This is a genomic window from Phenylobacterium montanum (assembly GCF_018135625.1).
GTDB lineage: Bacteria > Pseudomonadota > Alphaproteobacteria > Caulobacterales > Caulobacteraceae > Poindextera > Poindextera montana.
Genome location: NZ_CP073078.1, coordinates 1,278,819 through 1,304,750 on the forward strand (window position 1 = coordinate 1,278,819; position 25,932 = coordinate 1,304,750).

General features: G+C 67.8%; 15 protein-coding genes and 1 tRNA gene. 11 read left to right on the top strand and 5 right to left on the bottom strand.

Annotation, left to right across the window (positions count from 1 at the left end):
• Positions 1 to 3,504 (bottom strand): AAA family ATPase, encoded by a 3,504-nt coding sequence (locus tag KCG34_RS05665; RefSeq protein ID WP_211939419.1) that lies wholly within the window; start codon positions 3,502 to 3,504, stop codon positions 1 to 3.
• 224 nt (positions 3,505 to 3,728) lie between these two features.
• Here KCG34_RS05665 and KCG34_RS05670 point away from each other — a divergent pair, with 224 nt between their 5' ends.
• The 10 genes from KCG34_RS05670 to KCG34_RS26050 all read left to right on the top strand — a co-directional run bounded on the left by KCG34_RS05670 (position 3,729) and on the right by KCG34_RS26050 (position 21,649).
• Positions 3,729 to 5,420 carry a hypothetical protein gene (locus tag KCG34_RS05670; RefSeq protein WP_211939420.1) on the top strand — a complete coding sequence of 564 codons (1,692 nt, stop codon included), beginning with the start codon at positions 3,729 to 3,731 and terminating at the stop codon, positions 5,418 to 5,420.
• Between the two features lie 288 nt (positions 5,421 to 5,708).
• Complete coding sequence (gene ctrA, locus KCG34_RS05675; protein WP_211939421.1) at positions 5,709 to 6,410, top strand: response regulator transcription factor CtrA; 702 nt, start codon at positions 5,709 to 5,711, stop codon at positions 6,408 to 6,410.
• A 197-nt stretch (positions 6,411 to 6,607) separates the two neighbouring features.
• Complete coding sequence (locus KCG34_RS05680; RefSeq protein WP_211939422.1) at positions 6,608 to 9,055, top strand: TonB-dependent receptor; 2,448 nt, start codon at positions 6,608 to 6,610, stop codon at positions 9,053 to 9,055.
• On the top strand, positions 9,039 to 10,343 hold the full coding sequence (locus tag KCG34_RS05685; protein ID WP_211939423.1) for an MFS transporter: 1,305 nt from the start codon (positions 9,039 to 9,041) through the stop codon (positions 10,341 to 10,343). Before KCG34_RS05680 ends, KCG34_RS05685 begins: the two co-directional genes overlap by 17 nt.
• Positions 10,343 to 12,472 (top strand): CocE/NonD family hydrolase, encoded by a 2,130-nt coding sequence (locus tag KCG34_RS05690; RefSeq protein WP_211939424.1) that lies wholly within the window; start codon positions 10,343 to 10,345, stop codon positions 12,470 to 12,472. The genes KCG34_RS05685 and KCG34_RS05690 overlap by 1 nt, the downstream gene beginning before the upstream one ends.
• Before the next feature lie 71 nt (positions 12,473 to 12,543).
• On the top strand, positions 12,544 to 14,631 hold the full coding sequence (locus tag KCG34_RS05695; protein ID WP_211939425.1) for an oxidoreductase: 2,088 nt from the start codon (positions 12,544 to 12,546) through the stop codon (positions 14,629 to 14,631).
• A gap of 15 nt (positions 14,632 to 14,646) precedes the next feature.
• Positions 14,647 to 15,789: an aromatic ring-hydroxylating oxygenase subunit alpha gene (locus KCG34_RS05700; RefSeq protein ID WP_211939426.1), complete on the top strand. Its 1,143-nt coding sequence runs from the start codon at positions 14,647 to 14,649 to the stop codon at positions 15,787 to 15,789.
• Between the two features lie 45 nt (positions 15,790 to 15,834).
• Entirely contained in the window at positions 15,835 to 16,470 is a 636-nt protein-coding gene (locus tag KCG34_RS05705) for a TetR/AcrR family transcriptional regulator (protein WP_211939427.1), read from the top strand.
• 16 nt (positions 16,471 to 16,486) lie between these two features.
• Positions 16,487 to 18,067, top strand: coding sequence for a tetratricopeptide repeat-containing sulfotransferase family protein (locus tag KCG34_RS05710; protein ID WP_211939428.1), 1,581 nt, complete (start codon positions 16,487 to 16,489; stop codon positions 18,065 to 18,067).
• 402 nt (positions 18,068 to 18,469) lie between these two features.
• Positions 18,470 to 21,649, top strand: a complete 3,180-nt coding sequence (locus KCG34_RS26050) for a beta strand repeat-containing protein (protein ID WP_211939429.1) — start codon at positions 18,470 to 18,472, stop codon at positions 21,647 to 21,649.
• 372 nt (positions 21,650 to 22,021) lie between these two features.
• On the opposite strand, the gene KCG34_RS05720 is transcribed toward KCG34_RS26050, so the two are convergent.
• Positions 22,022 to 23,629, bottom strand: coding sequence for a GH39 family glycosyl hydrolase (locus KCG34_RS05720; RefSeq protein ID WP_211939430.1), 1,608 nt, complete (start codon positions 23,627 to 23,629; stop codon positions 22,022 to 22,024).
• Positions 23,630 to 23,896: 267 nt separating this feature from the next.
• Between KCG34_RS05720 and KCG34_RS05725 the strand changes: the two genes are divergently transcribed.
• Complete coding sequence (locus KCG34_RS05725) at positions 23,897 to 24,040, top strand: hypothetical protein (protein ID WP_211939431.1); 144 nt, start codon at positions 23,897 to 23,899, stop codon at positions 24,038 to 24,040.
• A gap of 225 nt (positions 24,041 to 24,265) precedes the next feature.
• Here the strand turns inward: KCG34_RS05725 and KCG34_RS05730 are convergent.
• From KCG34_RS05730 to KCG34_RS05740, 3 genes are all read right to left on the bottom strand, one after another.
• Positions 24,266 to 24,340: transfer RNA gene (locus KCG34_RS05730), tRNA-Val, on the bottom strand.
• Positions 24,341 to 24,434: 94 nt separating this feature from the next.
• Positions 24,435 to 24,686 carry a hypothetical protein gene (locus tag KCG34_RS05735; protein WP_211939432.1) on the bottom strand — a complete coding sequence of 84 codons (252 nt, stop codon included), beginning with the start codon at positions 24,684 to 24,686 and terminating at the stop codon, positions 24,435 to 24,437.
• Positions 24,687 to 24,791: 105 nt separating this feature from the next.
• Positions 24,792 to 25,340 (bottom strand): GcrA family cell cycle regulator, encoded by a 549-nt coding sequence (locus KCG34_RS05740; protein WP_211939433.1) that lies wholly within the window; start codon positions 25,338 to 25,340, stop codon positions 24,792 to 24,794.
• Between the last annotated feature and the right edge of the window lie 592 nt (positions 25,341 to 25,932).

A 25,932-nucleotide genomic window follows, 5' to 3' on the forward strand; every position in this document is an offset into this window, starting at 1 on the left:
TCAGCCGGGCAGACCCGCCAGCCAGGCGTCGACGTCACGCACTTCGAGGCTCTCGTCGCCGGGGGCGAACCTTGCGCGTATCGGCGCTACCAGGTCCCGCGCCTCCTGGGCGCGGCCGCTCGCACAAAGCAGTCGGGCAAGGTCGAAAGCCGCCCGCAGCTCGAAGGCATTGAAGCCCATCTCCCGGGCCAGGCCGACCGCCGTCCTCAGGTCCGCCTCGCCAGGCGCCGCATCGCCCATCGCCAGCCGCAGCTGGCCGCGAATCCGGAAACTTTCGGGACGATAAACGCGCTCCTGCGGGTTGGCCTTCAGCGCTTCTCCGATAACCGCCAGCGCATCGGCGAAGGCGCCGTGGAGCTGCAGCGCCTCGGCCAGGCGGTTGAGCGTGCCGCCCAGGCTGACCCGGGCCCCGGAGGTCACCTGATCCGCGAGCGTCTGGCGGATCAGGTCGACACCTTCCCTGGTCGCCCCCTTTTGCGCTCGCGCCCAGCCGAGCGGCATCCGGGCCAGGCTGGCCAAGTAGGCGAAGCCGTTCTGCTGTGCGAGCAACAGGAGCTTCGAGGCGGTCGCCTCGGCCGCATCGGCGTCGCGCTCGCTGATCCGCAGATTGCCGAGAAAATGCAAGGCCATCGCTCGGTCGTAGGCGTTGTCGGCGGCCTCGGCGAAGTCGAGTGCGCGCTGCATTCGCGCATGCGCCTCGGCGGTTCTGCCCTGGGCCCAGGCGGTCAGGCTGGCGATCCCGATGGCCACAACATTGTTGCCGGGCGCCTGGCGCAGGCCGGGCGTGTCGATGAGCGGGCTGAGTTCGGCGAAGCAACGTTCGACACCGTCGAGGTCGCCTGTGTAGAAGCAGGTCTGAAGTTGGGCGTTGTGCACGAACACGAGCCTGCCGGGATTGTCGCCCTCGGCCCGGGCGAGTTCGCGGATGTGGTCGGCCAGGGCCGCCGCCGCCGCATAGTCCCCGGCGGTGATGATCGAGCGCCAGATCCGCGCCTCTTCCCGGATCAGCAGCGACAGGGCGCCGGATTTTTCCGCCAGGGCCCGGGCCCGCGATGCGGCCTCGATCGTCTCAGGCGCAGCGTAGCCACGCGTGAGCTGCAGCACCCGGTTGAGCGCGCTGGTGAGATCCAGCTCCTTCGCATCGCGCTCGGATGACGCGGGACAGCCCCGCAGAAGCTCGAGGCCCTGGCGATAATGCGCTTCGGATTCCTTGAATGCGCGGCGGGCGTAGGCGGCGTCGCCGGCGTCCTTCCAAGCCGCCAGCGCCGGCTGGACTTCGCCTGCCCGCGCCCAGTGCGCGGCCACCAGCTCCGGCTGCGCCGCCGCCAGCTCCGCGAACCGGTCGACGAGGGTCTGCGCCACCCGGGCATGCAGGCCCTGGCGTTTGCGCTTGAGCAGGGTTTCGTAGGCGGCGTCCTGGATCAGCGCGTGCTTGAACTGGTAGTTGGCCCGGGGCGGCACGCCCCGTGCATGGAGCAGTTCGGCCTCGATGAGCCGCGCGAGGCTAGCCCGCAGGTCCGCTTCTGGCAGAGAGGAGACGGCTTGAAGCAGCTCGTAGGTGAACTCGCGCCCGAGCACTGACGCCAGTTGCGCCACCTCTTTGGCCGGACCCAGCCGGTCGAGCCTGGCGGTCAGGGAATCCAGCAGCGTCGCCGGAATGCCCTCCAGCCCGGCGTCGCGCCGGTCCTGAACCAGCCGCGTCAGCGCCTCGACGAACAGGGGAACCCCGTCCGTCCGCTTTATGATCGCCTCCACCATGTCGCCGCCGAGTCCGGCGCCCGAGACGACACCCTCCACCAGGCTGCGGGTTGCGCGGCTGCTCAACCGGTCGAGCGACACCTGCGCATGGTGGCCGCGCGGCCGCCACGGAACCTGGAACTCCGGCCGGGCTGTCAGCAGCATCAGCACCGGCGCCGTCGCCCCCTGCTCCGACAGGGTCTGGAGCAACTCCATGGTCGATGGGTCGACCCATTGCAGATCCTCGACCACCACCACGAAGGGCCGCTCGGCGCTTGCCGAAAACAAGACCCATTCCACCAGCGTCGCGAACAACTGCGCACGCTGCTGATCGGGGGCCAGGTTCAGCGGCGGATATTTTTCCGGCGCGGCCAGGCCGAGTATGCCGGCGAGGACCGGGACGGCCGGGTCCAACTGAAGGCCGGCGCGCTGGAGGGCCGCCTCCAGGCGGGCCAGCCGTTCGGACTCGGCCTCGTCGCCACGGCAGCCCATGGCCTGATGGCAAATCTGCACGACCGCATGAAACGGGGTGTTGGCCGAGAGAGCCTGGCCAGCGCAGACAGCCCAGAGGTGGGTGTCCCCAGTGATGTGGGCGGCGAATTCCTCGATGATGCGGCTCTTGCCGATGCCCGGCTCGCCTGTAACCAGCACCAGCTGGCCCTCGCCTTCTTTCACCCGCTCCCACCGGCCGCAAAGCAGGGCCAGTTCGTCGTCGCGTCCGACGAACGGGCTCGCCTCCCGAGAGGCCGGCCCGCGGCTTCGATCCATGTCCGACCGCGGCCGCAATACGCGGAAGAGCTCCACCGGCGCCGGCACGCCCTGGAGGACCCGTGGCCCAAGGGTCTCCACCGAGAACTGTCCGGAAACGAGGTCGTGCACGGCGTCCGTGACCAGCACGCCGCCCGCATCGGCCTCCGCCTCCACCAGCCCCGTCACAGCCAGAGCGTCGCCGAACAGCTCGACCTCGCCGCCGTCGCCCAGGGCTACGACCACCGTGCCCGCGTGCACGCCGACCCGGACCGCGAGGCTCGCGCTGTCTCCCTCGATCGACCAGCGCTGCTCCGCCACAGCTTCGACGATCGCCAGCCCCGCCCGAACGGCGCGTTCGGCGGCGTCTTCCTGGGCGACCGGATAGCCGAAATAGCCGGCCAGCCCGTCGCCGGCCCGCTTGGCGCGCCCGCCCAGGGCCTCGATCGCCTGGCGGCAGACCTGCTGAAACTGGACCGCGACATCGAGCCAGGATTCGGGATCGAGCCGGGCCGCCAGTCCGGCCGCCCCCACTATATGGCAGGTCAGGAAGGTCAGCCGCCGCCGTTCGCTGGTCGGCCCGGATAAGGGCGCGGGCGCAGGCGCCGGCGGCGGGGTCGGCTCGGCGGCGCCCTTCACCAGGTCGGCGATGCTGGCGACCACCTTGCGCCAGCCGGTCTGCCCGAGATCTCCCTGCCAATCGACAAGGTCCGCACACTGGATCTGGTCGAACGGCATGGGCAGGCGCATCGGATCCAGCATGACCTGGACCAGCTTGCGCTCGGTCCGCGCCCGGTCGGCCTCCGACAGCACCCATTCCGAGCGCGTCGCGTCCTCCGACCACAGCACCAGCGCCGCCTTCGACTGGTCCAGTTCCTCCTCGATGACCCGGGAATAGGCGCGATGAGCGGGAATGTCGGCGTCGAACCAGACGCTGTAGCCGAGCGCTCGCAGCGCCTCGGCGGCCGCTTCGGCCAGCCTCGCCGATCGCCGGGCGTAGGAGATGAAGACATCGGCCATATCGTCAGGGCCCGACGTAAGTTGCCTGGGCATGGTAACGACCGGGACGGTCCCGGGGCAAGGCAAAGGTCGCCTGCTCCCGCAGATCGTCCAAATCTGATCAAAACTTCCCCGGCGCCTGCCGGCCCGGCCGACTTGAGGTGGGCGTCACGAATACAGCCTTGCAGCGATCCACGGTTTCGTCTCATCTCTTCCTCGCGGCTGCGCGGGGGACCGGGCCCATCATGAGTCAAGAGGTTCGCGTCGCGTTCGCCGGCCACAACCGCCCGGAAGACCTCCGCGATCAGACGACCATCGAAGCCGCCCTTCGGCGGACGGTGGACCTGATCTGCGCGGCGGGCGTCGAGCGTGCGGTCCTGACCACAGGCCTTGCCGAGGGCGCCGACAGCCTGGCGGTCAAGGTCTGGTCGGAGCGGGGCTTGGGACCGGTCCACGCGGTACTGCCCTTTCTCACAGAGGAGCCCGGCGCCGAGCAGCCCGATGTCGCCGCCCGTCGGACAGTACTGGACGGCGCGGCGATCGAAGCCAAGGGGCGCAGCCCGCACCTGGTGCAGACGCGCTGGCTGATCGAGGACGCCGACCTTTTGATCGTGGTTTGGAATGGCGAGGTCGCACGGGGCGCCGGCGGCACATCGGATGCGGTTCGCCTCGCCCTGAAGAGCAAGGTTCCGGCCCTGTGGGTCGATCCCGCCAAGCCGGCGATGGTCCGATTGATCGCGCCGGAAGCCGTCGATGAGGATTTCAGCTTTCTCGAAGTGCTCGAACTGCTCCAGCGGGACGAGGCCCCCCTCGTCCGGGAAGCCTCCGTCGAGCGCGTGAAGGCCTATCTGCGTCCCTCGCTGGAGCCGAGCCCATCGACAGTGATCGCGCGGCCGGCGCCGGCGGGTAGGGTCGCGCAAGCTATCGACAGGCTGCTTGAAGCGACGGTCTGGCGCAGTTTCTTTCTCTATCGCCGGGTCATCGGCGGCCGCCCGGAGCCGGCGCCGCCGTCCATGCCCCCTCCACCGAGCCTGGCGGCCCAGGCCGGCTTCCAAATCCTGACCGAAGCCTATGAAGCCGCCGACGAAACCGCGACCCGACTGGCCGCCGTCCACCGTTCCCAGCAGGTATTCCAAGCCAGCGTCATGCTTCTGGCCGCCGCGGTCGGGTCGTCCCCCACGGTCTGGCCCGGCTTCAAGATCTACGCCGTACTGGGCGAACTCGGGCTTGGCCTCGCCGCTTTCGGCGTCTGGTTCAGCGGCGTGAGGTCGGGTCGAAGCCGGCGATGGGGCGAGGCGCGCCATGTCGCCGAACTGCTGCGACTGGAGCGCGCCGCCTGGGCTCTGGGCATCAGCACGCGCAGCGAACAGGGCTTCGATCCCGAAGATCCCGCAATCCGCGTCGCCCGCGCCTGCCGGCGCCAGGCCGGTTCACCGGGCGGGCGCTTCGACGCCAGACGGACCGCCGACTGGGGCGCGTGGGCCATGGACCAGCTTCTGACAAGCCAGATCGCCTATCACGAGATGCATGGGCGTCTGAACGAGCGGCTTTCGCATCGGACCCACGCGTTCGAGGGTACGATCTTCTGGGTATTCATCGCGATCCTGGCCAGCTTCGCCACGAGTTTCGCCCTGGCCCCGCGGCTGGGGCTCGAACTACCGCATTGGGTCGGCGGCGCTGTGATCATGGCCGGCGCCATAACGCCGGCCTTCGGCGCGGCGAGCCTTGCGCTGGAAGCCTCGCTGTCCTTTGCGAGGCTGGCGCGGCACAGCGAGGTGATCACCCTCAAATTGCAGGCGTTGCGGGACCGGCTGCCGGCCGAGCCGACCCTCGAGGAATTCCAGCGCGTCTGCCGCGCCGCCGTGCGCTTCGAGGCGACGCAGGAGCACGAATGGCGCGACGAAACCACCCACCGCCACGTGATCCGCGCGGGGTGAGCCCCCAGCATCAGATCTTTTCTTGGGGAAACGTTCGGAGAGATCTTGAGCTCTACCGACGTCCCTTTTCGCGGGCGGAGCTGGAGGGTTGCTCGGCGCGGAGGGAGGCCAACCGACACCAAGGCGCCCGTTCTTCTCTGCGGCAGAGTGGTCCCGCTAGCGAGCGGACCCAGCCCCATTCATCATTAATCAAGACTGAAGCCGCCCTATGGGTCCGGGCCAGGAAGACGGCCCAGCCAGGCCTGGGGCGGAACGTTCCAGGTCCGCCGGAAGCGCGGAGAACCGACTATGCGTGTGTTGCTGATCGAGGATGACGCGGCGGTTGCGCAGAGCCTCGAACTGATCCTCAAGGCCGAAGGCATCAACACCTCGACCACCGACCTCGGGGAGGAAGGGGTCGATCTCGGCAAGATCTACGACTACGACCTGATCCTGCTCGACCTCAACCTGCCGGACATGAGCGGGCTGGAGGTGCTTCGTGCGCTTCGGGTCGGCAAGATCCAGACGCCGATCATGATTCTGTCGGGATCGGCGGAGATCGAGACCAAGGTGCGCACCTTTTCCGGTGGCGCTGACGACTACCTGACCAAACCCTTCCATCGCGACGAATTGGTGGCGAGAATCCAGGCCGTGGTGCGCCGCTCGAAGGGCCACGCGCAGTCGGTGGTCCGGACCGGCGCCTTCACCGTCAATCTCGACAACAAGATCGTCGAGGCGAACGGCGCCCGCGTTCCCCTGACCGGCAAGGAGTACGAAATGCTCGAACTCCTGACCTTGAGGAAAGGCACGACCCTGACCAAGGAGATGTTCCTCAACCATCTCTATGGCGGCCTCGACGAGCCGGAAATCAAGATCATCGACGTCTTCATCTGCAAGCTGCGCAAGAAACTCGCCGAAGCCGGCGATGGCCAGCACCACATCGAGACCGTGTGGGGCCGCGGTTATGTGCTGCGAGATCCGCACGAGGCGGAGTTCAACACCGCCGCCTGATCCGGGCGCGGCCGGGCGTCGACACAGCAGACCCGACTTGGTCCAAAGGGTGACATCGGCCAATTGTACAATCGTTAAATACATCACTTGACACTCGTTCAGTAGTATCACCTACTGCGAGCGCCTCGCATCGGGCCGTCGCAAACTGCGGCGTCAACCTGTCCAAAAGCGGCAGACCATTGGGGGAGTTCGTCGGGATGAGCCGCTCGTATTTCGCCTTCGGCACAGCGCTCGCCACCCTCGCCGGGCTCTGCCCCGCCCTCGCACTGGGCCAGACCACGGCCACCAAGCCAGCGTCGGAGCAGATCGGCGAGATCGTGGTCACCGCCACCCGGCGGACCGAAAACGTCCTGAAAATTCCCTACAACATCAGCGCCATATCCGGCGCGGCGATCGAGAAGAACGGCATCACCGACCTTGACGGCCTGAGGAATTCGGTGCCGGGCCTGACCGCCGCCGACTACGGCGCGCGCGCCGGCAACATCAACAACAACTTCATCATTCGCGGCGTGAACACCAACGACGTCGGCGTGGGCGAAAGCGAGTTCCCCAACCTGGCCGGCGCCACCGTGTCGAACTATGTCGACGACACCCCCCTGTTCGTGAACCTCAAACTGACCGACATCGAGCGGATCGAGGTCTTGCGCGGCCCACAGGGCACCCTGTTTGGCGCAGACTCGGTGGGCGGGACCATCCGCACCATCCACAACAAGCCCGATCCCTCGCACCTGGACTATTTCATCGACCTGAGCGCCTCCGGCAGCGACCACGCCGACAAACCGAACGACAGCGCCGATGTGATGCTGAACCTGCCCGTCACCGACCGGTTCGCCGTGCGCGTGAATGGCGGCTGGGGCCAGGAAGCGGGGTTCATCAACGCCGACAATGCAGTGGTCTATAATCACAATGGGGCCTTCCTGCCCCTGAACGCCCAGCCCCTGCTGGCCAATCCGGCCGATCCCCTGAACAGCGGTTTCGTCACCACCACCCTGCACGGGATCAACAGCAGCAAGGTCTGGTACGCCCGCGGCGACGCCCTGTGGAAGGCGACCGACTGGTTCACGGCCGAACTGGCCTACCAGCACCAGAACGACCAATCGAACGGGTTCTCGTTCGAGGCGCCAGGCTCGAACTATGTGATCCACCGCCGGATCCCGCTGAACCCGGCCGACACCAACACCGACCTCGGCGCTCTGACCCTGACCGCCGACTTCGGCTTCGGGACCATCACCTCGTCGACCTCGTACTACAATGTCGGCACCGACGACATGTACGACAACAGCGGCCTGGACGTGAAATATCCCTATTATTACGGGGCTTATCCCAGGACCACGACCACCAACTACGACTTCAACCGCGACGCCGCCTTCACCCAGGAGGTGCGGCTAGTCTCGCCCCGCGGCGATCATTTCGACTATGTGGCCGGGGTCTATTACCAGCTGCGCCGGACCCAGGCCTACAGCATCGAGACCGTGCCCGGCTTCGCCGCCTGGGCCAATCTGGACGGCAGCGGCCCGGACGGGGTCGGGACCTGGGCCGACCAGCTGGTCGACTACTACGGCGGCACCCGGCCCGGGACCCTGTCGCCGCCGGACCTGACCTACGACTTCAAGCGCGATGTGCGCTTTTCCGACACGGCGGGCTTCGGCGAGCTGACCTGGCATATCACGCCGGCCTGGCGGATCACCGGCGGCGCGCGAGTGTTCCAGGAGACCTTCGCCCAGACCACGATCCAGCACATCTACGGGGCCGGCACGACCTTCGGCTCGGACAGCCTGGGGACGTCGGAGGGCTCAGGCCGCAAGACCTCGACCAGCGCCATCTTCAAGGCCAACATGTCCTACGACCTGGGGCCGCACACCTTGACCTATTTCACCTTCTCCCAGGGCTTCCGCGCCGGCGGGGCCAACGCCTACCCGATCGGGACCTGCGCTTTCTGCGACAGCGCAGCGCTGCAGACCTTCGGCGACGACCACGCCAACAATTTCGAGCTGGGGATCAAGGGGCTCCTGGGCCGGCTGCGCTATTCGGCGGCGCTCTACGACATCGAATGGAGCAACATCCAGCTCGAGGTTTCGGCCGTCTCGGGCACGCCGGTGATCATCAACGGGGGCACGGCTCGATCCTACGGCGTCGAACTGGAGGGCGACTACAGGGTCTCGCCCGAACTCAGCCTGTCCGGCGGCTATTCCTATACCGACGCAGCCCTGACCCAGAGCTTCTCGGTCGACGGCGGGGCCTATTTCGGGACCAACGGGACGCTGCTGCCGGGCGTCTCGCACCATCAGGTCAATTTCGCCATCGACTGGTCGCCGGAGCTGGTCCCGGGCCATGAGGTCGACTTCCACCTCGACGGCTCGTACCGCTCCTGGTTCGACAACCAGATCGAGACCAGCCTCGACAATTTCCGCAAGATTTCGGGCTATTCCCTGTTCAACGCCTACGTCCAGGCCCAGCTGACGCCCAAGCTTCAGGCGCAGCTGTTCGTGCATAACCTGTTCGACGCCAAGGGGGTTTCCGCCGCCTCGTCCCTGTCCTCCGACGGCGGAGCAGCGGGGACCTATCCGCTCTACCACGCCTTCGAGCCGGCCGAGTTTGTCAGCCGGCCACTGACCGTAGGGCTGCGGCTTGTCCTTCGCCACTAGCGCCGCCTCGGCCGTGCGCCGTCCGGCCAGGGTCCGCTGGCGGATCTTCCTGTTCCTGTTCGCCTTCACCTTCGCCGCCTACGTCCAGCGGACCATGCTGTCGGTGGCGGCCGAACGCATGATGCCGGAGTTGGGCCTGACCCAGGTGCAGATCGGCTGGCTGGAGACGGCCTTTCTCACCACCTACGCCGCCCTGCAATTCCCCGGCGGCGTGCTGGGCCAGGCGGTCGGGGCGCGGATCATGTTCGTGGTCTGCGGCGTCGTCGGCGTGGCCGCCACCCTGGCGACTCCGCTGTTGCCGGCGATCTCCGCAGGCACGGTGCTGTTCGGCGGGTTGGTGGCGGCGCAACTGGTGCTGGGCGCAGTGCAGGCGCCCTTCTTCGGCCTTCTGTCCGGCACGCTCGAACGCTGGTTTCCCTCGCGCCAGTGGGCCCTGACCCAGGGCCTCTCCAGCGGCGGCATCGGCCTCGGCGCAGCGGCGGCGCCGGCGGTGATCGCTTCGCTGATGGTGGTGATCGGCTGGCGCGCGGCCCTGGTCTGGGTGGCCCTGCCGGTGCTGGTCCTCATCGGCCTGTGGTGGCGCGACGGGCGCAACACCCCACACGAGCACCCCGACGTCGGACCGGACGAGCTGCAGGAGCTGGACCTTTCCGCCCGTGAGCCCTCGACGCAGCCCGCCAGCCTGCGGCGGGTGCTGCGCCTCCTGCTGGACCGCGACCTTCTGGGTCTCAGCGTCTCGTACCTTGCGATGAACTTCGTCTTCTACATGATCTCCTTCTGGAGCTTCCTCTACCTGATCCAGGCCCGCCACTTCAGCGAGTTGCAGGGCGGCTTCGGCGCGGCGGCGCCGCCGCTCGCGGGCGCGCTGGGGGCGATGCTGGGCGGGTTCACCGGCAGCGCACTGACGGCGCGGTTCGGGGCCAAGGTCGGCTTGCGCATCACGCCTCTGATCGCCCTGCCGGCGGCCGGACTCTGCCTGCTGCTGGTCGCCCATACCGACCAGGCCATGGTCGCCCTGGCCGGCCTCGCCCTGGCCTTCGGCCTGGTGGAGATGACCGAGGGCAGCTATTGGGCCGCCTCGATGGAGATCGGCCGGGAAGACGCGGTCGCCGCCGGCGGGCTGCTCAACACCGGCGGCAATCTCGGCGGCATCGTCGCCACCCCGCTGGTGGCGGCGCTCTCGGCTCACGGAAACTGGAATGCGCCGTTCCTGGTCGGCGCCGGCTTCGCGCTGGCCGGGGCGCTGATCTGGCTGGTCATCGACCCTGGTAAGCGGCGGACGGCCTGATGCGGCTCGCCCGTCGCCAGCTGTTGCAGCGCGCAATCCTGGCCGGCGGCCTTCTCGCCGCGCCCAGCACATTCGCCGGCGAGCTCCAGCGGCGCGAACACATCTGGTCCGTCGACGCGGCCGATGTAAAGGTCTCGCCCGGGCTCTGGCCGCGATCGGAGGCCATGGTTCCGGGCGTCCATTTCGAGAACCTGCGCCTGCGCATGCCCGACGGCGTGCATCTGAACGCCCTGCTCTACCTGCCGGACAAGGTGCGCTCGGGCGTTCGCGTCGGCGCCCAGATGGCCGCCGATCCCTATCGCAACGAGCCTACCGGCGAGTTGGCCCGCGAGATGGTCGGCCAGGCCCTGGATGGCTTCGCCAGTCTGTATCTCGACGTGCGTGGCTCGGGCGGCTCGGAAGGCGTCCCGACCGACGAATACGCCGTCGACGAATACGATGACCTGGTCCGGGTGGTGGAGTGGATCGCCCGCCAGCCCTGGTCCAACGGCGCCGTCGGCATGTACGGCACCTCCTATTCCGCCTTCAACTCGATCTGGATGGCGGCCCGTTACAAGCCGGAGCCCTTGAAGGCGATCTTCGTCCGCGGCGGCACGGACGACCGCTACACCGACGACATCCATAGTCCGGGCGGCATCCAGATGATGGTCGACGCCTCCTGGGCGCTGGGCATGATCACCGACATCGCCGCCCCCGGAGGCCCCGACTACGACCTGCATTCCAAGGCGGCGATGGACCGCTGGAACACCCCGCCCTGGCTGCAGACCTTCCTGAACAACCAGCTGGACGGGCCGCACTATCGGCGTGGGTCGCTGGCGCCCGACCAGTACGGCCTTTTGACTATCCCGACCTATCTCGCCGGCGGCTACCTGGACATGTACCAGAACTTCGTGCCGCGGATCATGAAGCACGCCCCGGCGCTCACGCATGGCATTCTGGGCCCCTGGAACCACGGCATGACCTGGCCGGGGCCGGTGCTGGACTGGCGGCGGATGCAGTCGCGCTGGTTCGACCATTTCCTTCACGGGCGCGACAACGGCGTGCTGACCGAGCCCAGGGTCGCCTACTACATGCCGACCTGGCGGCGGCAGAGCTTTCGCGACGCCGGCCCGATCCCGGGCGAATGGCGCTTCGCCGACGCCTGGCCTGACAGCGTGTTCGATCCCGGCAAGCGCTTCTATCTGCGGCCCGAGCACGGCCAGGGCGGCGACCTGACCGAGACCACGCCCGAAGCCTCTGAACTCAGGCTCGCCTATCACCCGGCGACCGGCGGCTTCAGCGAGTCGATCGGCCCCAGCACCTACGAAGGCTACTACGGCCTGGACTCGCGCGAGGACGACGCCTGGGGCCTGGTCTTCGACACTCCGCCCTTGCGTCAGCCGCTGGAGATGCTGGGTTTTGTCCGCGCGCGCCTGTTCGCCTCGGCGAGCGCGCCCCAGGCCAACTGGATCGTGCGGGTCAACGACGTCGCGCCGGACGGGACCTCCTACATCGTCTCCTACGGCTTCCTGAACGGGACCCACCGCCACTCGCATGTGAGCCCTGAGCCCCTGCCGCCGGACGAGATGGTGACTCTGGACATCGAGCTGTTCTGCAAGGGCTACCATTTCCCGCCCGGCCACCGCATCCGCGTGGTGGTGACCAACGCCTATTTCCCGGTGGTCTGGCCGTCTCCCTATCCCATGACCACCACCCTGTTTGCCGGCGGGGAACTCGCTTCGTTCATCGCCTTGCCGGTGCTGGAGGAGACGCCGTTCCTGCCCGGCTCGCTGCCGGTTCTGTCCGACCATCGGATCGCCCAGCCTGGCGAAGGCTTCGACGCCATGCGCTCCTACGACGCCCACGTCGACCGGGTCACCGGCCTCACTCGCGCCAGCTTTTTGATGGGTGACGACCGCATCGGCTGCGAGGTCAAGGACAGCGATCCGGCCCATGCCGGCCTGACTATCAGCACGCATGACGACTTCCGTCCCCTGGCCGGCCGACGCCTGGTCCAGGTCAAGACCGACGGCGCCCTGCGCAGCACGGCCGACACCTTCGACATGGACCTGACCTGCGTGCTTCTGGAGAACGGCCGCGAGGTGCGGCGCAGGCGCTGGACGAGCACGTTCAAGCGCCAGTGGGTCTGAGCGGCGTTGCCACGCTCACGAATTAACTGTACATATGTTAAGTAATAGATCGAACGATTGGGAACGCCCCCATGCCCCGCGACCCTCGATGGGACATTCTCTTCGAACCGGTGAAGATCGGGCCGGTCACCGCGCCCAATCGGTTCTACCAAGTCCCCCACGCCAGCGGCATGACCAACGTCCTGCCCCAGGTCCGCGCCGCCTTTCGTGAGGTGAAAGCCGAGGGCGGCTGGGGCGTGGTCTGCACCGGCGCGGTTTCGATCCATCCGAGCTCGGACGATTCCCCTCTGCCCGCCGCGCGCCTGTGGGACGAGCACGACGTCCGCGCCCACGCCCTGATGACCGAGGCGGTGCATCGGCACGGCTCGCTGGCGGGCGTGGAGCTGTGGCACGGCGGCGCGGCGACCATGAACCGGTCGAGCCGCATCCCGCCCCTGTCCCCCTCCGGCGTCGGCTGGATGTCGACCCATGTGGGCTTCATGTCCAACCAGCGCGCCCGCGCCATGAACCAGGACGACATCAAGGCCTTCCTCGGCTGGTATCGCGACGCCGCCATCCGAGCCAAGCGCGCCGGCTTCGACATCGTCTATGTCTATGCCGGCATGGGCTACCTGCTGCACGAGTTCCTGCTGCCGGCCTACAACCGCCGCGAGGACGCCTATGGGGGCAGTGTGAAGAACCGCACCCGCCTGATCCGCGAGGCGCTGGAGACGGTCAAGGAGGCGGTGGGCGACACCTGTGGCGTGGCCCTGCGCATCAGTCTGGACGAGCTGCGCCAGCGGCCGGGGACCGAGCTGGCCACCGAGGCGCACGAGGTGGTGGCCGAGCTGGGCGACCTGCCGGACCTGTGGGACGTCAAGCTGGACTCAAGCCCCACCGACTGCGGCAGCTCGCGCTTCCGGCCGGAGGGCAGCCACGAGCCGGTGATCGATTTCGTCAAAAGCCTGACCAGCCGCCCGGTGGTCGGGGTCGGCCGCTTCACCTCGCCCGACGCCATGGTCTCGCAGATCCGCCGCGGCGTGCTAGACCTGATCGGCGCCGCCCGGCCCTCGATCGCCGACCCGTTCCTGCCGCGCAAGCTGGACGAGGGCCGCGAGGACGAGATTCGCGAGTGCATCGGCTGCAACATCTGCATCTCCAGCTGGCACGACGGGGTGCCGGTCCGCTGCACCCAGAACCCCACCATCGGCGAGGAATGGCGCCGCGGCTGGCATCCCGAGCGCTACGAGAGAGCCGGGTCCGCCGACCGCGTGCTGGTGGTCGGCGCGGGGCCGGCCGGCCTGGACTGCGCCCTGACCCTGGCCCGCCGCGGCTATGAGGTCGCCATAGCCGACAAGGCCCACCGGGCCGGCGGCCGGATCCTGGACGAGGCCGAGCTGCCGGGCCTTAACGCCTGGCGCCGCGTGCTCGACTATCGCCTCGGCGCCCTCGTCAAACTGCCCAACGCCCAGCTCTATCTGGACAGCGAACTCGGCGCCGACGAAGTGCTGGGCTTCGGCGCCGAGCGGGTGGTGATCGCCACCGGCTGCGACTGGGTTCCCGCCGCCTACGACGCACGCATGGAGACCCCGGGCGAACTGTTCCAGGGCCCCGGCGTGTTCACGCCGCAGGACGTTTTCGCCGGCCGGCCGATCCAGGGGCCGGTCGCCGTGTTCGACTACGACAACTACTACATGGGCGGTTGCATCGCCGAGCGGCTGGCGGCCCAGGGCCTGGACGTGACCTATGTGACCCCGGCCGGCTTCGCCTCGGCCTGGACGATCATGAACAACGAGCAGCCCAACGTGCACATGAACCTGGCGCGGCTGGGCGTGGAGCTGATCACCCGGCGCAGCGTGGCCGCCTATATGCCGGGCCTTTTGGTGACCGAGGACATCTTCACCCGCGCCCAGGCCGAGCTGCCTTGCGCTTCGCTGGTGGTGGTGGGCCATCGCCGGCCGCGCAGCGCGCTCTACGACGCCTTGGTCGCCCGTAAGGGAGAATGGGCCGAAGCGGGGGTGCGCAGCGTGGACCGGATCGGCGACGCCGCCGCGCCAGGCGCCCTGGTCCACGCGGTCTATTCGGGCCACCTCTACGCCCGCACCCTCGACGCGCCGGCCGAGGCCCTGCCCTATCGCATCGACAACGGACTGCCGGCGCCCGCCGTGGCGGCCGAATAGCCTGGAGGCTCGAACATGCAGCAAACCCTGCACATTCCTGGGCTAGAGCCGTCCCTGCCCTCCACCGCCTATACCGACCCCGGCCGTTTCGCGCGCGAAAAGGAGGCGATCTTCACCCGCGAATGGATGGCGGTCTGCCGCACCGAGGAAATCCAGGGGCCGGGCGCCTGGCGAGTGGTCGAACTGGCCGGCGAGAGCGTGCTGCTGGTCCGCGGCAAGGATGGCGCCCTGCACGCCCACTACAATGTCTGCCGCCATCGCGGCGCTCGGCTCTGCCCCGCGCCGGGCGAGCAGAAGCCAGGCCGACCCGAGTTGCCCCCAGCGGTCTCCCCCACCGGGCTGATCCGCTGCCCTTACCATGCCTGGACCTACAGCCCCGCGGGCGAGCTGATCGGCGCGCCGTTCCTCAGCGACGACGCCGACTTTCCGCGCGAGCGCCTGTCGCTCTATCCCGTCGGCTGCGCCGAATGGGGCGGCTTCGTCTTCCTGCATCTGACCCCGGCCAAGGCCCAGCCGCTGGAAGGTCAGATCGGCCCGGCGGCGGCGCGGATCGCCAACTATCCGCTCGCGGACCTGCGCATCGGCCATCGCATCGCCTACGAGGTCGAGGCAAACTGGAAGATCCTCTGCGAGAACTACAACGAATGCTACCACTGCGGCCCGGTCCATCCGGAGCTCTGCGCCATCGTCCCAGCCTTTCGCAGCCAGGGCGGCTCGGGCCTGGAATGGGAGCGCGGCATTCCCCATCGCGAAGGCGCCACCACCTTCACCTGGACCGGAACGACCAAGCGCGCGCCCTTCACCGGCCTGAACGAAGACGAAAAGGTCCGCCACAAGGGCGAGCTGATCTATCCCAACCTGTTTCTCAGCCTCGCCGCTGACCACGTGGCGGCCTTCATCCTCTGGCCGCTCGGCCCCTCCCGCACCCGCGTCGAATGCCTGTTCCTGTTCGCGGAGGCCGAGATGGCGCGGGACGACTTCGACCACACCGACGCCTCCAGCTTCTGGGACGTGGTCAACCAGCAGGACTGGGCGATCTGCGAGCGGGTGCAGCAGGGCATGGGCTGCCGCGCCCACCTGCAAGGGTTCTACGCGCCGATGGAGGACGCCAACCTTGATATGCGACGGTACATCGATGAAAGGATGGGCTCGCGGTGAGGCGGCTTCCCGGTTTCGGAAGCGCGGGCGCAGGAACGGCTGGGCGTGGACGGAACACAGGGCGAGACAGGACGGCGCAAGCGGCTCAGCCACGACGAGCGGCGGCTGAAGCTGATCGAGACCACCCTGACCTGCCTGGCGCGGGACGGGGCGGAGGGTACGTCCCTGCGCAGCGTGTGCCGCGAGATGGGCGTCGCCCCCAGCCTGGTGAAGCACTTCTTCGAGGGCTGGCGCGATCTCCTGGTCGCCGCCTACGAGTTGCTGGTCGAACGCTTCATGGCCAGCCTGGAGCCGGTGGTCAACGCCGCCTATCCCAACGCCCGGGCGCGGATGGACGCGGTGATCCACACCTATCTGTCCACCGACTGGGCCGGCGACAGCTCGATCGGCGCCAGCATCGCCTTCTGGCAGCTGTCGCGCAGCCTGCCCGAACTGAAAGCCTCGTTCACCCGCTACCTGAACGGCCGCCGCGCCCTGCTGCAGCAGGCGCTGGAGGACCTCACCGTCGAAGCCGGCGTCGAGGTGGATCTCGAACAACTGACCACGGCCTTCATGCTGATGCTGGACGGCGTCTGGCTGGAGATCTCGGTCAATCCGGGCAACATCGCCGAGAGCGGCGCGCATGCGATGTGCTGGTTCTGGCTCGACGCGGTTCTGGCCGGCCGGCGCAAGGCTGGCTGAGCGGATTGCGCGGCTGATGGGCGCCGCCCCCGCCGTGGACATGGACCGGGCCGCGCGCGCGGCGATGGCCCGGCGCGATGCCGGGGCGGCGCGCCGCGCGGTCGATGCGCTCCTGACCGCCCATCCGGATTTTGCGCCGGGCTGGCTGACCGCCAGCGTGCTGGCCCTGGACCTCGGCCAGCCCGGCCGGGCCCTGGAAGCCGCAGATCGCGGTCTAGCCCTGACGCCGGGCGACCCGACCCTGAGACTGCAGCAGGTGCGATGCCTCGCGACCGCCGCCCGGCTGAACGAGGCCGTCGCCGCGGCCCGGACGCTGGAGGCAGGCATCGGTGCAGATCCTCGGCTGCAACATGAGCTCGGCAACATCTTCTCGCTGCTTGGCGACCACGCCCGGGCGCTCGACTGGCTGCGCAGAGCCCAGGCGGCCCTGCCGGACGATCCGGCGCTCAAGTTCAACCTCGCCACCGTGCTGCGCTTCACCGGCGGCTTCGCCGAGGCCGAGATCCTGCTCGACCAGGTCATCGCCGCCCGCCCAGACGACTGGGAGGCCTGGGGCTTGCGCTCGCAGCTGCGAACCCAGACCCGGGATCGCAACCACGTCGAGCCCCTGAAGACTCGCCTCACCCCGCCGCCGGCCGCCTGGCAAGGCGAGGTCCAACTGCGCTACGCCCTGGCCAAGGAATACGAGGACCTGGGCGAGGATCGGGCCAGTTTCGAACAACTTCGCCTAGGCGCTGGCCTTCGCCGCCGCCGCCTGAGCTACGACGTCGGCGCTGACGTCGAGACGCTCGATCTGATCCGTCGAACCTATGACGCCGCCTGGCTGGCCGGCGCTCCCCAAGGACCGACCTCCGCCGCGCCGATCTTCGTCTTCGGCCTCCCCCGCTCCGGCACCACCCTGGTCGAACGCATCCTGAGCAGCCATCCCGATGTCGCCTCCCTGGGCGAACTCAACGACCTGCCGACCTCGGTCACAACCGTCGGCGCGGCCCTGGCCGGCGGTCGGCCGACGCCCAAGCAGGCGCTGGTTGAGCTCGCGGCCCAGGCGCCAGACCGGATAGGCAGCCTCTACCTGGAGCGGGTCGAACCGCGCGCGACGGACGCGCCGCGCTTCATCGACAAGCTGCCGATGAATGAGCTCTATGCCGGCCTGATCGCCGCCGGCCTGCCGGGCGCCAAGCTGGTTCAGGTGACGCGGCGGCCGATGGCCAGCGGCTACGCCATGTTCAAGACCCTGTTCCGGCAGGGCTATCCGTTCTCCTACGACCTCGACGATCTCGGCCGCTACATCGCCGCCCATCTGCGGCTCGCGGCTCATTGGCGTGACGCCCTGGGGGAGAGAGTGATTACTATAGCCTATGAGGACCTGGTCGCGGACCAGGAGGGGCATACCCGCCGGCTGATCGCCGCGTGCGGTCTGGACTGGAATCCGGCCTGCTTGGCGCCCCAGGCCAATCCCGCCGCCAGCAGCACCCACAGCGCCGTACAGGTGCGCCGGCCTGTATACGCGCACGCTGTCGAGCAGTGGCGACGCCATGCCGAGGAACTGGCGCCTCTCGCGCGGCGCCTGGAGCTAGAAGGGGTGGCGCAGAGCTGAATTCGAACTGCAATGGAAATGGAGCCTTCGAACGTTCCAGGGCCGTGTGATCAATCAGCTATCAGCTCAAATTTCCGCTTCAGCGCCTCCCTTCCGTCGCGGGAGCGTCACTGTGGTAGAGGCCATCGCAAAACGAGCGATGTCGCGCGGGCTGGTTGGCCGGTTGGCTCTCGCATCGCCAATTTGCGATTGGTCGCCATCGCAGGACCTCTCGATTCCACCTCCCGCGAACTGGCAGCATTCATTTCCGCATATTTTGGGCATTCCCCATATGTTGAGCGCAAAAGCCGGCTTGGAAAGCAGCTTTTGCTTCCAGCCACGCTTGGGACAACCAAGAGTGTGTGCTGTATCTATTTGCCAAAATTAGTGGCGCCGGAAACAGGCGGACCAAGGAGGATCGTCGTGTCGGATGTCGTCGTGGTCGGCGCCAATGGGGCGGATGGGGTCAATGGCGATCCGAATCATGTGGACGCTACCCCGGGTCACGCCGCCGTCGCGACCAACACCACCTCGAGCGACTTGACCAACCTCGCCACAGCGACCGGCGGGAACGGCGGCCAGGGCGGCGCCTACGACTATTTCGACGAAAACGGTGAGGAGATCTACGGCAGCGGGATCGGAGGTACAGGCGGCGCGGCGACAGCCAGCGCCCTGACCAGAGCCAGCAACCCGGGCGCGGCCTTGGCCGGCGCCTCGGCCACGGGCGGAACAGGCGGCTACGACGGTCCTCCGGAAGGCCCAACCAGCTACGGCAACCCCGGCGCAGAAAGTGGTGGCAAGGCTACGGCGGTCGCGGGCGCGCTGAATGACGTGGGTACGGCCCATGCCACGGCCACGGCCCTCGGCGGTACAGGCGGCCATTATCCGGGCGCTGCCTCGGCCTCGGCATACGCCAGGGGCGGGGCCGCGGCCACGGCGACAGCCGTGGCGACCGGTGGTGAGGCGCTTGGACAATTCGGCGGGGACTTCAGCGGCCAATCGGCCGGGGGCGGCCTTAGCTGGGCGGGCGCCTTCGCAGCGGCGACCAGCCTTGGCGGAATCGCCACCGCCTCGGCCACCAGCACCGGAGGCTCGGGCGGGGGTGGCTATGGCTACATAATGCCCGGCGGGGGCCGGCGCGCCGAGTTGGTCAACGCAGTAGACGGCCGGACCAATCATGGGACCTTAACCCTCACCCAAACGGCGAACGGGGGCTTAGGCGGCCCCAGCGACGGAAAGGGGGCGTCGGGCGGTCAGGCCGTCTCGCGACTGATCTTCGACGATACCTTGAACGCCACTCAGAGCCAGCAGGTGAATACTGCGGCGGCCGCCAACGGCGGGGCGGGGGCGGCGAGCCCGACGGGAGGGAATGGCGGCGGCGCCGTCGCCAGCAACACCACCACCGGCGCAGGGGCGGTCAATGTCGCCAGCGTTGCGATCGGCGGCGCGGGTGGGGCCGGCTCCTATGATGCTGCGGGCAATGGCGGCCTGGCGAATGCCCAGGCCGCAGGTTTCGGCGACGGGGACGGACCGGTATCGGTTTCGGCCACCCAGACGGGCGGCGCGGGCGGCGATGCGGTCCCCAGCGGCGGCTATCCCTACAACACGACAGCCGGCCCCGGCGGGAACGGAGCCTCGAGCTACATGAAAAACGCCGTCACCGGCTCAAACGGCGGCGGCGCGCTGATTCTGACTCAGACGGCGGTCGGCGGCGCCGGCGGAAGCGCCACGGGCGCCGTCGGCGGTCTGGCCGGGGCCGCCACCTCGACGCTTTCGCGCGACGACAGCGCCGACACCGCAGAGTCAGGATCCGCAACAACGACAGCGGCGGCCGTGGGCGGCGCCGGCGGCGCGGGCCTCTCGGGCTCAAACGGCGGCACGGCCTACGCCACCGACGACATCACCGGCGGCGCGGCCGGCACGGCGGCGCTTGCCACCACAGCCAGTGCGACCGGCGGCGCGGGCGGCGCCGGCGAGGCCGGCGGGACAGGCGGCGGCGGCGGCGGCGCTCACGCCAACGACGACAATACGGGCGCCGGTTCTGCGCCCCTGACCGGCTATGCCGCCGCCGTCGGCGGCGCGGGCGGCTCCGTGGCCAGCAAAGGGAACGGCGGCCTGGGGGGGCGGGCTGCCGCTGTCGCGATCGGCGCCGCGACCAACTCCAGCCAAGTCTACGCCAACGCGAACGCCACGGGCGGCGCCGGCGGCGCGGGCGACGGGACCGGCCACAAGGGCGGCGCGGGCGGCCAGGCTGCGGGCTCCGTCAGCGTGACCGGCGGAGCGAGCGCCGACGGCATTGTCGTACGCACGGGCGGCGATGGCGGCGCCGGCCTAGACGGCGCTGACGGTGGAGTTGGGGCCTATGCCTATCTGCTCAACGCGGCGACCGGCTCGGCGGCGGGCGGCCAGTTGATGCTGGCCCAGAACGCCATCGGCGGCGCAGGCGGTTCCAGCGACGGCGGGGCGGCCGGACGCGGCGGCGAGGCGACCTCTCACCTGACTGACGCTGTCGGTGGGACGGACATGACCAAGCAACTCGCCTTCTATGCGGAAGCAGTAGGCGGCGCGGGCGGTGCGGGCCTGAGCGGCTCAGACGGCGGGGCCGGCGCCCGGGCCAACGCAGTGATCGCCGCCTCCGGCGTGCGGGATGTGGCCGCCACAGCGAACGCGATCGGCGGCGCAGGCGGCGCCGGGACGATCTATGGCGCGGGCGGAAGCGCCGTCGCCTCTGTCACAGCGTCAGCGAGCGACATAGCCAATGTCGCCGCCAATGCAACCGGCGGCGCGGGCTCGACTTCAGGAACGGCGCTCGCAACCGCCACGGACACGGCGGCCACCGGCTCGCTGATCGTCGATGCGGAAACCAGCAGCACGCCCGGCCAGCTCATCCAATCGGTCTATGCCAGCGGCTCCATCACCGTGGCCGGCTCGGACAATGGACGGGCGACCGCCTCGATCGGCGATCCTGCGCCGCTCCTGGCCGGGGGATATGACGCCCAGGCGGTAATCACTGGAGCGCCCACAGCAGGAATCTGGTCGGTGACGTCGGTCAATCCCGACATCCAAGCGGCCTTCGGCGCTAACCCCACCATCTTCGCCATGGGCCAGTTGGGCGGCCGCCACGCCGCTGCCGGAACCGCAGAACAGACCGTCAGCGACGAACTGGACGTCACCGTCGACCTGACCCAGCTCGCGAGCCGGCAGGATCTGGTGCTCGGCCTCTACGGCCTGATCGCCAACCAGACCATCGCCGACCCGGCCCTGAACGTCGAGGTCAATGGCGCCAGCGTCTTCTACAAGCAGAGCGCGACCCTGGCGGACGAGCTCAGCCTGTTCGAGGACGACGCCATCGACCTGGGCTCGCTAGCCAGCAGCGCCGCAGGCGACACCCTGAGGCTGCAGATCACCTTTTCGTTCGAGACCTCCTCGTCGGACCAGGCGATCGATTTCGGCGTCATCATCGGCGACTCTACCGCGAGCGCGGGCGCCCAGCGCTTCGCCCAGGCAGCGTCGAGCTTTGCTTCGGGACGATCAGCCGCGGCGACCGCGCCATTAGTCACCCCCGCCAGCGCCCCACCAGTCGTTGCGCCACCCACCGCATAGATCCGGTAGAGAGTGTGCAAGCCGTCGTTCAGCCTTCGGTCCGCGCGGGTGATAAATTTCGCTCGGCCGCATGGAATGCCGCGCTGGCGGATCACGGCGATCGCACGTCCGGCGATCATCATTGCGCGGCGCCGAAGTTAGCCTGGGTCAAAAGGCCGTCATTGGTGCGGGTCAACCAATCGACCTCGGCGCGGACGGCTCTATGACTGTAATGCAGAAACTAGCGCCGCCGTAGCAGCCCGCCCGGAAGGGCCGCAATTGACGACAATCGCCCTCCGCACCGCGCCCAAAAAGCCCGATTGTTTGAGCCCTGGCGGCCTCGCTCGGACGACGGCTATCGGCGGCCTGCTGCCCCACATGGCCGATGCGAGCTCAACTTGAACCTGCCGCCTGCTCGGCCGTCCGGCGCGGACCTTCCAGCTCGACGAGGACAATGTCATTGGTGCGTACGGGCAGATCAACTGACAGCGTCTCGCCGCGGGCGATCTGGACAATGCGGTCCGTCTCCGGCAGGTCCCGAGTCAGATCCTGCAAAGCCTTGAGTTCCGTAGGTTCAAGCGCCTGTGGAGCCCCCATATCGAGGTAGCGGCTATATGCGTCGTTAGCCCTGTAGCCGGTGCGACGCACCCGTAGCCGATATGCACCTGGCCTTAGGCCAGCCAGACGCAGCCGTGCCGGCGCAGCCGGGGCGGACGGATGAAGCCGGGTGTAGAAGGGCCGGTTGCTGACCTTCTGGTCGGGCTGGGTCCAATCGTAGACCAGCGCCGCCACGCGATCATCGTCCACTGCCGCAAAGACCCGGTCATCCGCACAGGCGATCTCGCGGCCGCGCACGGCATGAAGGTATCTGTAGGCGAAATAGGCGGGTTTACGCACGCCTTCGCGGGTAAGCAAACCGAAGCCACCGTGGAATGGCGTTGGCGGCGGTCCCGGCTCTTCGAAGAGGTCGGTATAGGTCCAGTAGCTCATACCTTGCGCCAGTCCCTGCGACCGTCTCAACTTCTCCAGAATGTACGCGGCGCTGATATAAGAGTCGTGGACCGGGTCGCGCGGCGTGTAGCTGGTGCTCCATTCACTGAAATAGAGCGGCAAGTTCGGGAAGGCCGACGCGCTGATTTGCTCGCGCACGCGTCGAACGTCGCCTACGATCGCGTCCGGCGACGTCGAGAGCTTGGTGTCAGCCTTCCCATTCTCATCGAGGAAACCACCGTCGACTCCGTAGGTGTGAGTGGTGACGAAGTCGACGGCCGAGCCGCTCTGGGCCACGTGATCGAGGAATTCCGGAACCCATGCGGCGCCGGCGGTCGCCGGGCCGCCCACCCGGATCGCCGGATCGATCGCCTTAATGGTCCGTGCTGTAAGATCGTAGAGTTCGAAATAGGCCTTTTGGTCGGCGCCTTCCCAGAATCCGGCGAGATTCGGCTCGTTCCAGACCTCGAAAAACCACTGGCGCACCTCATCAGGGCCGTAGCGCTCCTGCAGATGCCGGACGAAGGCGTCAACCAGATCGCGCCACGCGGAGGGCCGCGGATGCGACGTGTTTCCCTTCCAGTAGAAGATGGACTGCTGGGAGGTCGCCATCGCAGTGGGCGTGAAGCCTAATTCGACGAACGGGCGCACGCCCTTGGCCAGAAGCGCATCATAGAGCTGGTCGATCCCGGTCCAGTCGTAGACGATCCTCCCATTGGCCTCGCGCACTGTTCCGAGCACGTCATGGAAGATGGCGTGAAAGCGGACGTAGCGAAAGCCGAGCTCGTTTATGATCGCCTTCAGCTGCGCCTGGCAGTCAGGGCGGATCAGGGTCCCCGGATAGTCCGAGCCGATCGAGAGATCGAAAAAGCGGTCTACCGGATCGCCGGCTTTCGAAACATCGAAATTTATGATCCGCACATTCTCCCCGGCCTGCGGCCCCGCCAGGGCGGGCTTTGTCGTCGCCGCTGCCGAGAGCGCGGCGATCACCGCGCGACGCGATACTTTCATGGCTACCCTCACAGCACGAAGCCCACGCATCTGCGGGCCGCCTCGGCCTTTGCTCCCGCTCGGGCCAAACCGGGCTATGGTAGCGATACCATAACGGGATAAACCAGCGAAGACGCTTCTGCGACATTCTTATCCACGAGGCGAAGTACGTGTGGATACTCGGAGTGGAGTTTGGCGACGCACCGGCCGAGCCCCGACGCCATCACGCTCGCCAAGCGTAAGCCCTAGTTCAAAGCAAGCGCTTCACTGGGCGGACCTCGGCCATGCATGTTGGAAGCCGCCGAATTTGAAATCGGCTGCCCGATCGCCGCCATGGCGGCGGAAGCACCCCGAACTCTCAAACCTCGGCGAAACGGCCGCTCGCGGATTTTCGGATGGTCTGAGATCATCACCGATCAACTCAAGCCCTGAGGCACGGCAGACCAGCCGGCGTGTGATCTGGCGGAACCTATGATCGCGCGGTCAGCACCGAGCCGGCGTTGCCCCAAGAAACTCGCATCCGTGACCGGTGTCGCCAATCGGATACGTGAGCGATTCCGCGGCCATCCGGGTGGCTCAGAAAGGCGTTTTGGGGAGCGCTTCGTGGGGCAAAGGGGAGATCAGGTGACCGTTCTCGACCTAACCTTTTGAAAAACCTGGTGGATGCGACAGGGATTGAACCTGTGACCCCCTCGGTGTGAACGAGGTGCTCTCCCGCTGAGCTACGCATCCAGGCCAGGGAGGGCGAGCGTATAGCCCGGTCGCCCACTCACGGCAAGGGCCGAACGAAGCGCTCGGCGGCGTGGCTCCGAGAACCGCGAAAGGTTCAGCCGCAGCGGCGTTGCAGGAAAGACGGCCAGGTGTCGGATTGGCCCTGCCAGCGGTCGGCGCCGGGCAGTTGAGCGGTGGAGTCGTTCAGGCTGACCTCCTCCACCACGATCGACTTGTAGCGGCTGACCGAGACACGGGCGTTTTCGCCCGGGCGCAGTTCGCGGCGGATGGTATGGCCGCCGAAGGTCTCGATGATCTTGACGATGTTGCCGCTCTCGACGGCGTTCTCGACGAAAATGACGGTCATGGCGCGAACTGGTCCTGACACCGCAAGCTGCGGCGCCCAAAAGGCGGATGATGGGTTGAAAAAGGGCGCCCGCCGCTCGAGGGGCAGCGGCGGGCGTCAGGGGTGCTAACGAACGGCGATGCTGTCTGGGCGACGACGGTTGTCGCTGGCCTGCTTCAGCCAGTATTCGACCTCGGCGTTGACCGCGGCTTCCGAGCGCTTGCGGCGCAGGGAGGTCTGGGCGTGGTCGGCGCAATAGGATCCGACGCCATCGCGCGGTCGGCCGCAGAAGCCGAAATCGCTGGTCCCCGGATCGCCGATCGGCCAGCGGCAGGCGTGGCCGCCGAGGGAAAGAAGATTGGTGGTGGGCTTGAGTTCGAGATTGACCGGCGGCGCCACAGGCGCCGGACGCGGGGCAGGAGTGATGGTGGGGACGGTGGTGGCGCTGCGGTGCGCCTGGACCACGTTGGCGGCGGCGCGGCCAGAGCCGGCGGGGCGGCCGCCCAGCGAACGGGGCCGCGAGGGGGCCTGGCGGCTGTCGAGGCCCAGGCGGTGAACCTTTCCGATCACAGCATTGCGGCTGACACCGCCGAGCTGGCGCGCACATTGGCTGGCGCTCATGCCCTCGAGCCACATCTTGGTCAGTTGGGCCGTGCGTTCCTCATTCCAGTCCATGGCTGCGCCCCTCTTCCTTCAGGCCTGTAGCCGCGCGCCGAATACCCGAACAACACTGTTCAAGATAAGCAAAGCGACGAAACAGAACCGTCAAAAACTGTGATATCTGCCTGGGACGTCGCATCTCCCCGACGTCGTGACCTGAGTATTGCCGGCCGGAATTATGGTTAACAATGCGACATTCCGTGCGCACCCCGGCCGTCCGGACCACCTGAAACCGCCGAAAGCTTTGCCTGGCGAGACTGGAATAGCGTCGATCCGGGAAACGAATCTCATTTGTTGTGGGTCAAGCCATCCGCAGCCACAATCTGTTGTGGTCGCCACGCAGGACGAGCGGAAATCGCTGAGATTCACCCACCCGCTCGGGCGCAGCCTCGAAATCGCCCCTTTTGTAGGGCCCCATTCCCAATAAGCGTCGAATCTCAGCCTAAATTTATCCAATTATTTCAGATAATTAACCAAGCCGCAGTCGGCCGGCGGCCGATAAGCCGGCCCAAGTCCAGTCCCGCCTGTGCGACGCATTGGCACAGCAATGGAACCATCGTGGCCGGGCATCGCCAAGACGTTCCATTTTGTCGCACCCCCGATGAGT

Coding starts and splice junctions, on each gene's coding strand:
- KCG34_RS05700 (WP_211939426.1), top strand. CDS start 14,647: ATGCAGCAAACCCTGCACATTCCTGGGCTAGAGCCGTCCCTGCCCTCC.
- KCG34_RS05735 (WP_211939432.1), bottom strand. CDS start 24,686: ATGACCGTCATTTTCGTCGAGAACGCCGTCGAGAGCGGCAACATCGTC.
- KCG34_RS05695 (WP_211939425.1), top strand. CDS start 12,544: ATGCCCCGCGACCCTCGATGGGACATTCTCTTCGAACCGGTGAAGATC.
- KCG34_RS05710 (WP_211939428.1), top strand. CDS start 16,487: ATGGGCGCCGCCCCCGCCGTGGACATGGACCGGGCCGCGCGCGCGGCG.
- ctrA (WP_211939421.1), top strand. CDS start 5,709: ATGCGTGTGTTGCTGATCGAGGATGACGCGGCGGTTGCGCAGAGCCTC.
- KCG34_RS05665 (WP_211939419.1), bottom strand. CDS start 3,504: ATGGCCGATGTCTTCATCTCCTACGCCCGGCGATCGGCGAGGCTGGCC.
- KCG34_RS05740 (WP_211939433.1), bottom strand. CDS start 25,340: ATGGACTGGAATGAGGAACGCACGGCCCAACTGACCAAGATGTGGCTC.
- KCG34_RS05725 (WP_211939431.1), top strand. CDS start 23,897: ATGTTGGAAGCCGCCGAATTTGAAATCGGCTGCCCGATCGCCGCCATG.
- KCG34_RS05690 (WP_211939424.1), top strand. CDS start 10,343: ATGCGGCTCGCCCGTCGCCAGCTGTTGCAGCGCGCAATCCTGGCCGGC.
- KCG34_RS05680 (WP_211939422.1), top strand. CDS start 6,608: ATGAGCCGCTCGTATTTCGCCTTCGGCACAGCGCTCGCCACCCTCGCC.
- KCG34_RS05720 (WP_211939430.1), bottom strand. CDS start 23,629: ATGAAAGTATCGCGTCGCGCGGTGATCGCCGCGCTCTCGGCAGCGGCG.
- KCG34_RS05670 (WP_211939420.1), top strand. CDS start 3,729: ATGAGTCAAGAGGTTCGCGTCGCGTTCGCCGGCCACAACCGCCCGGAA.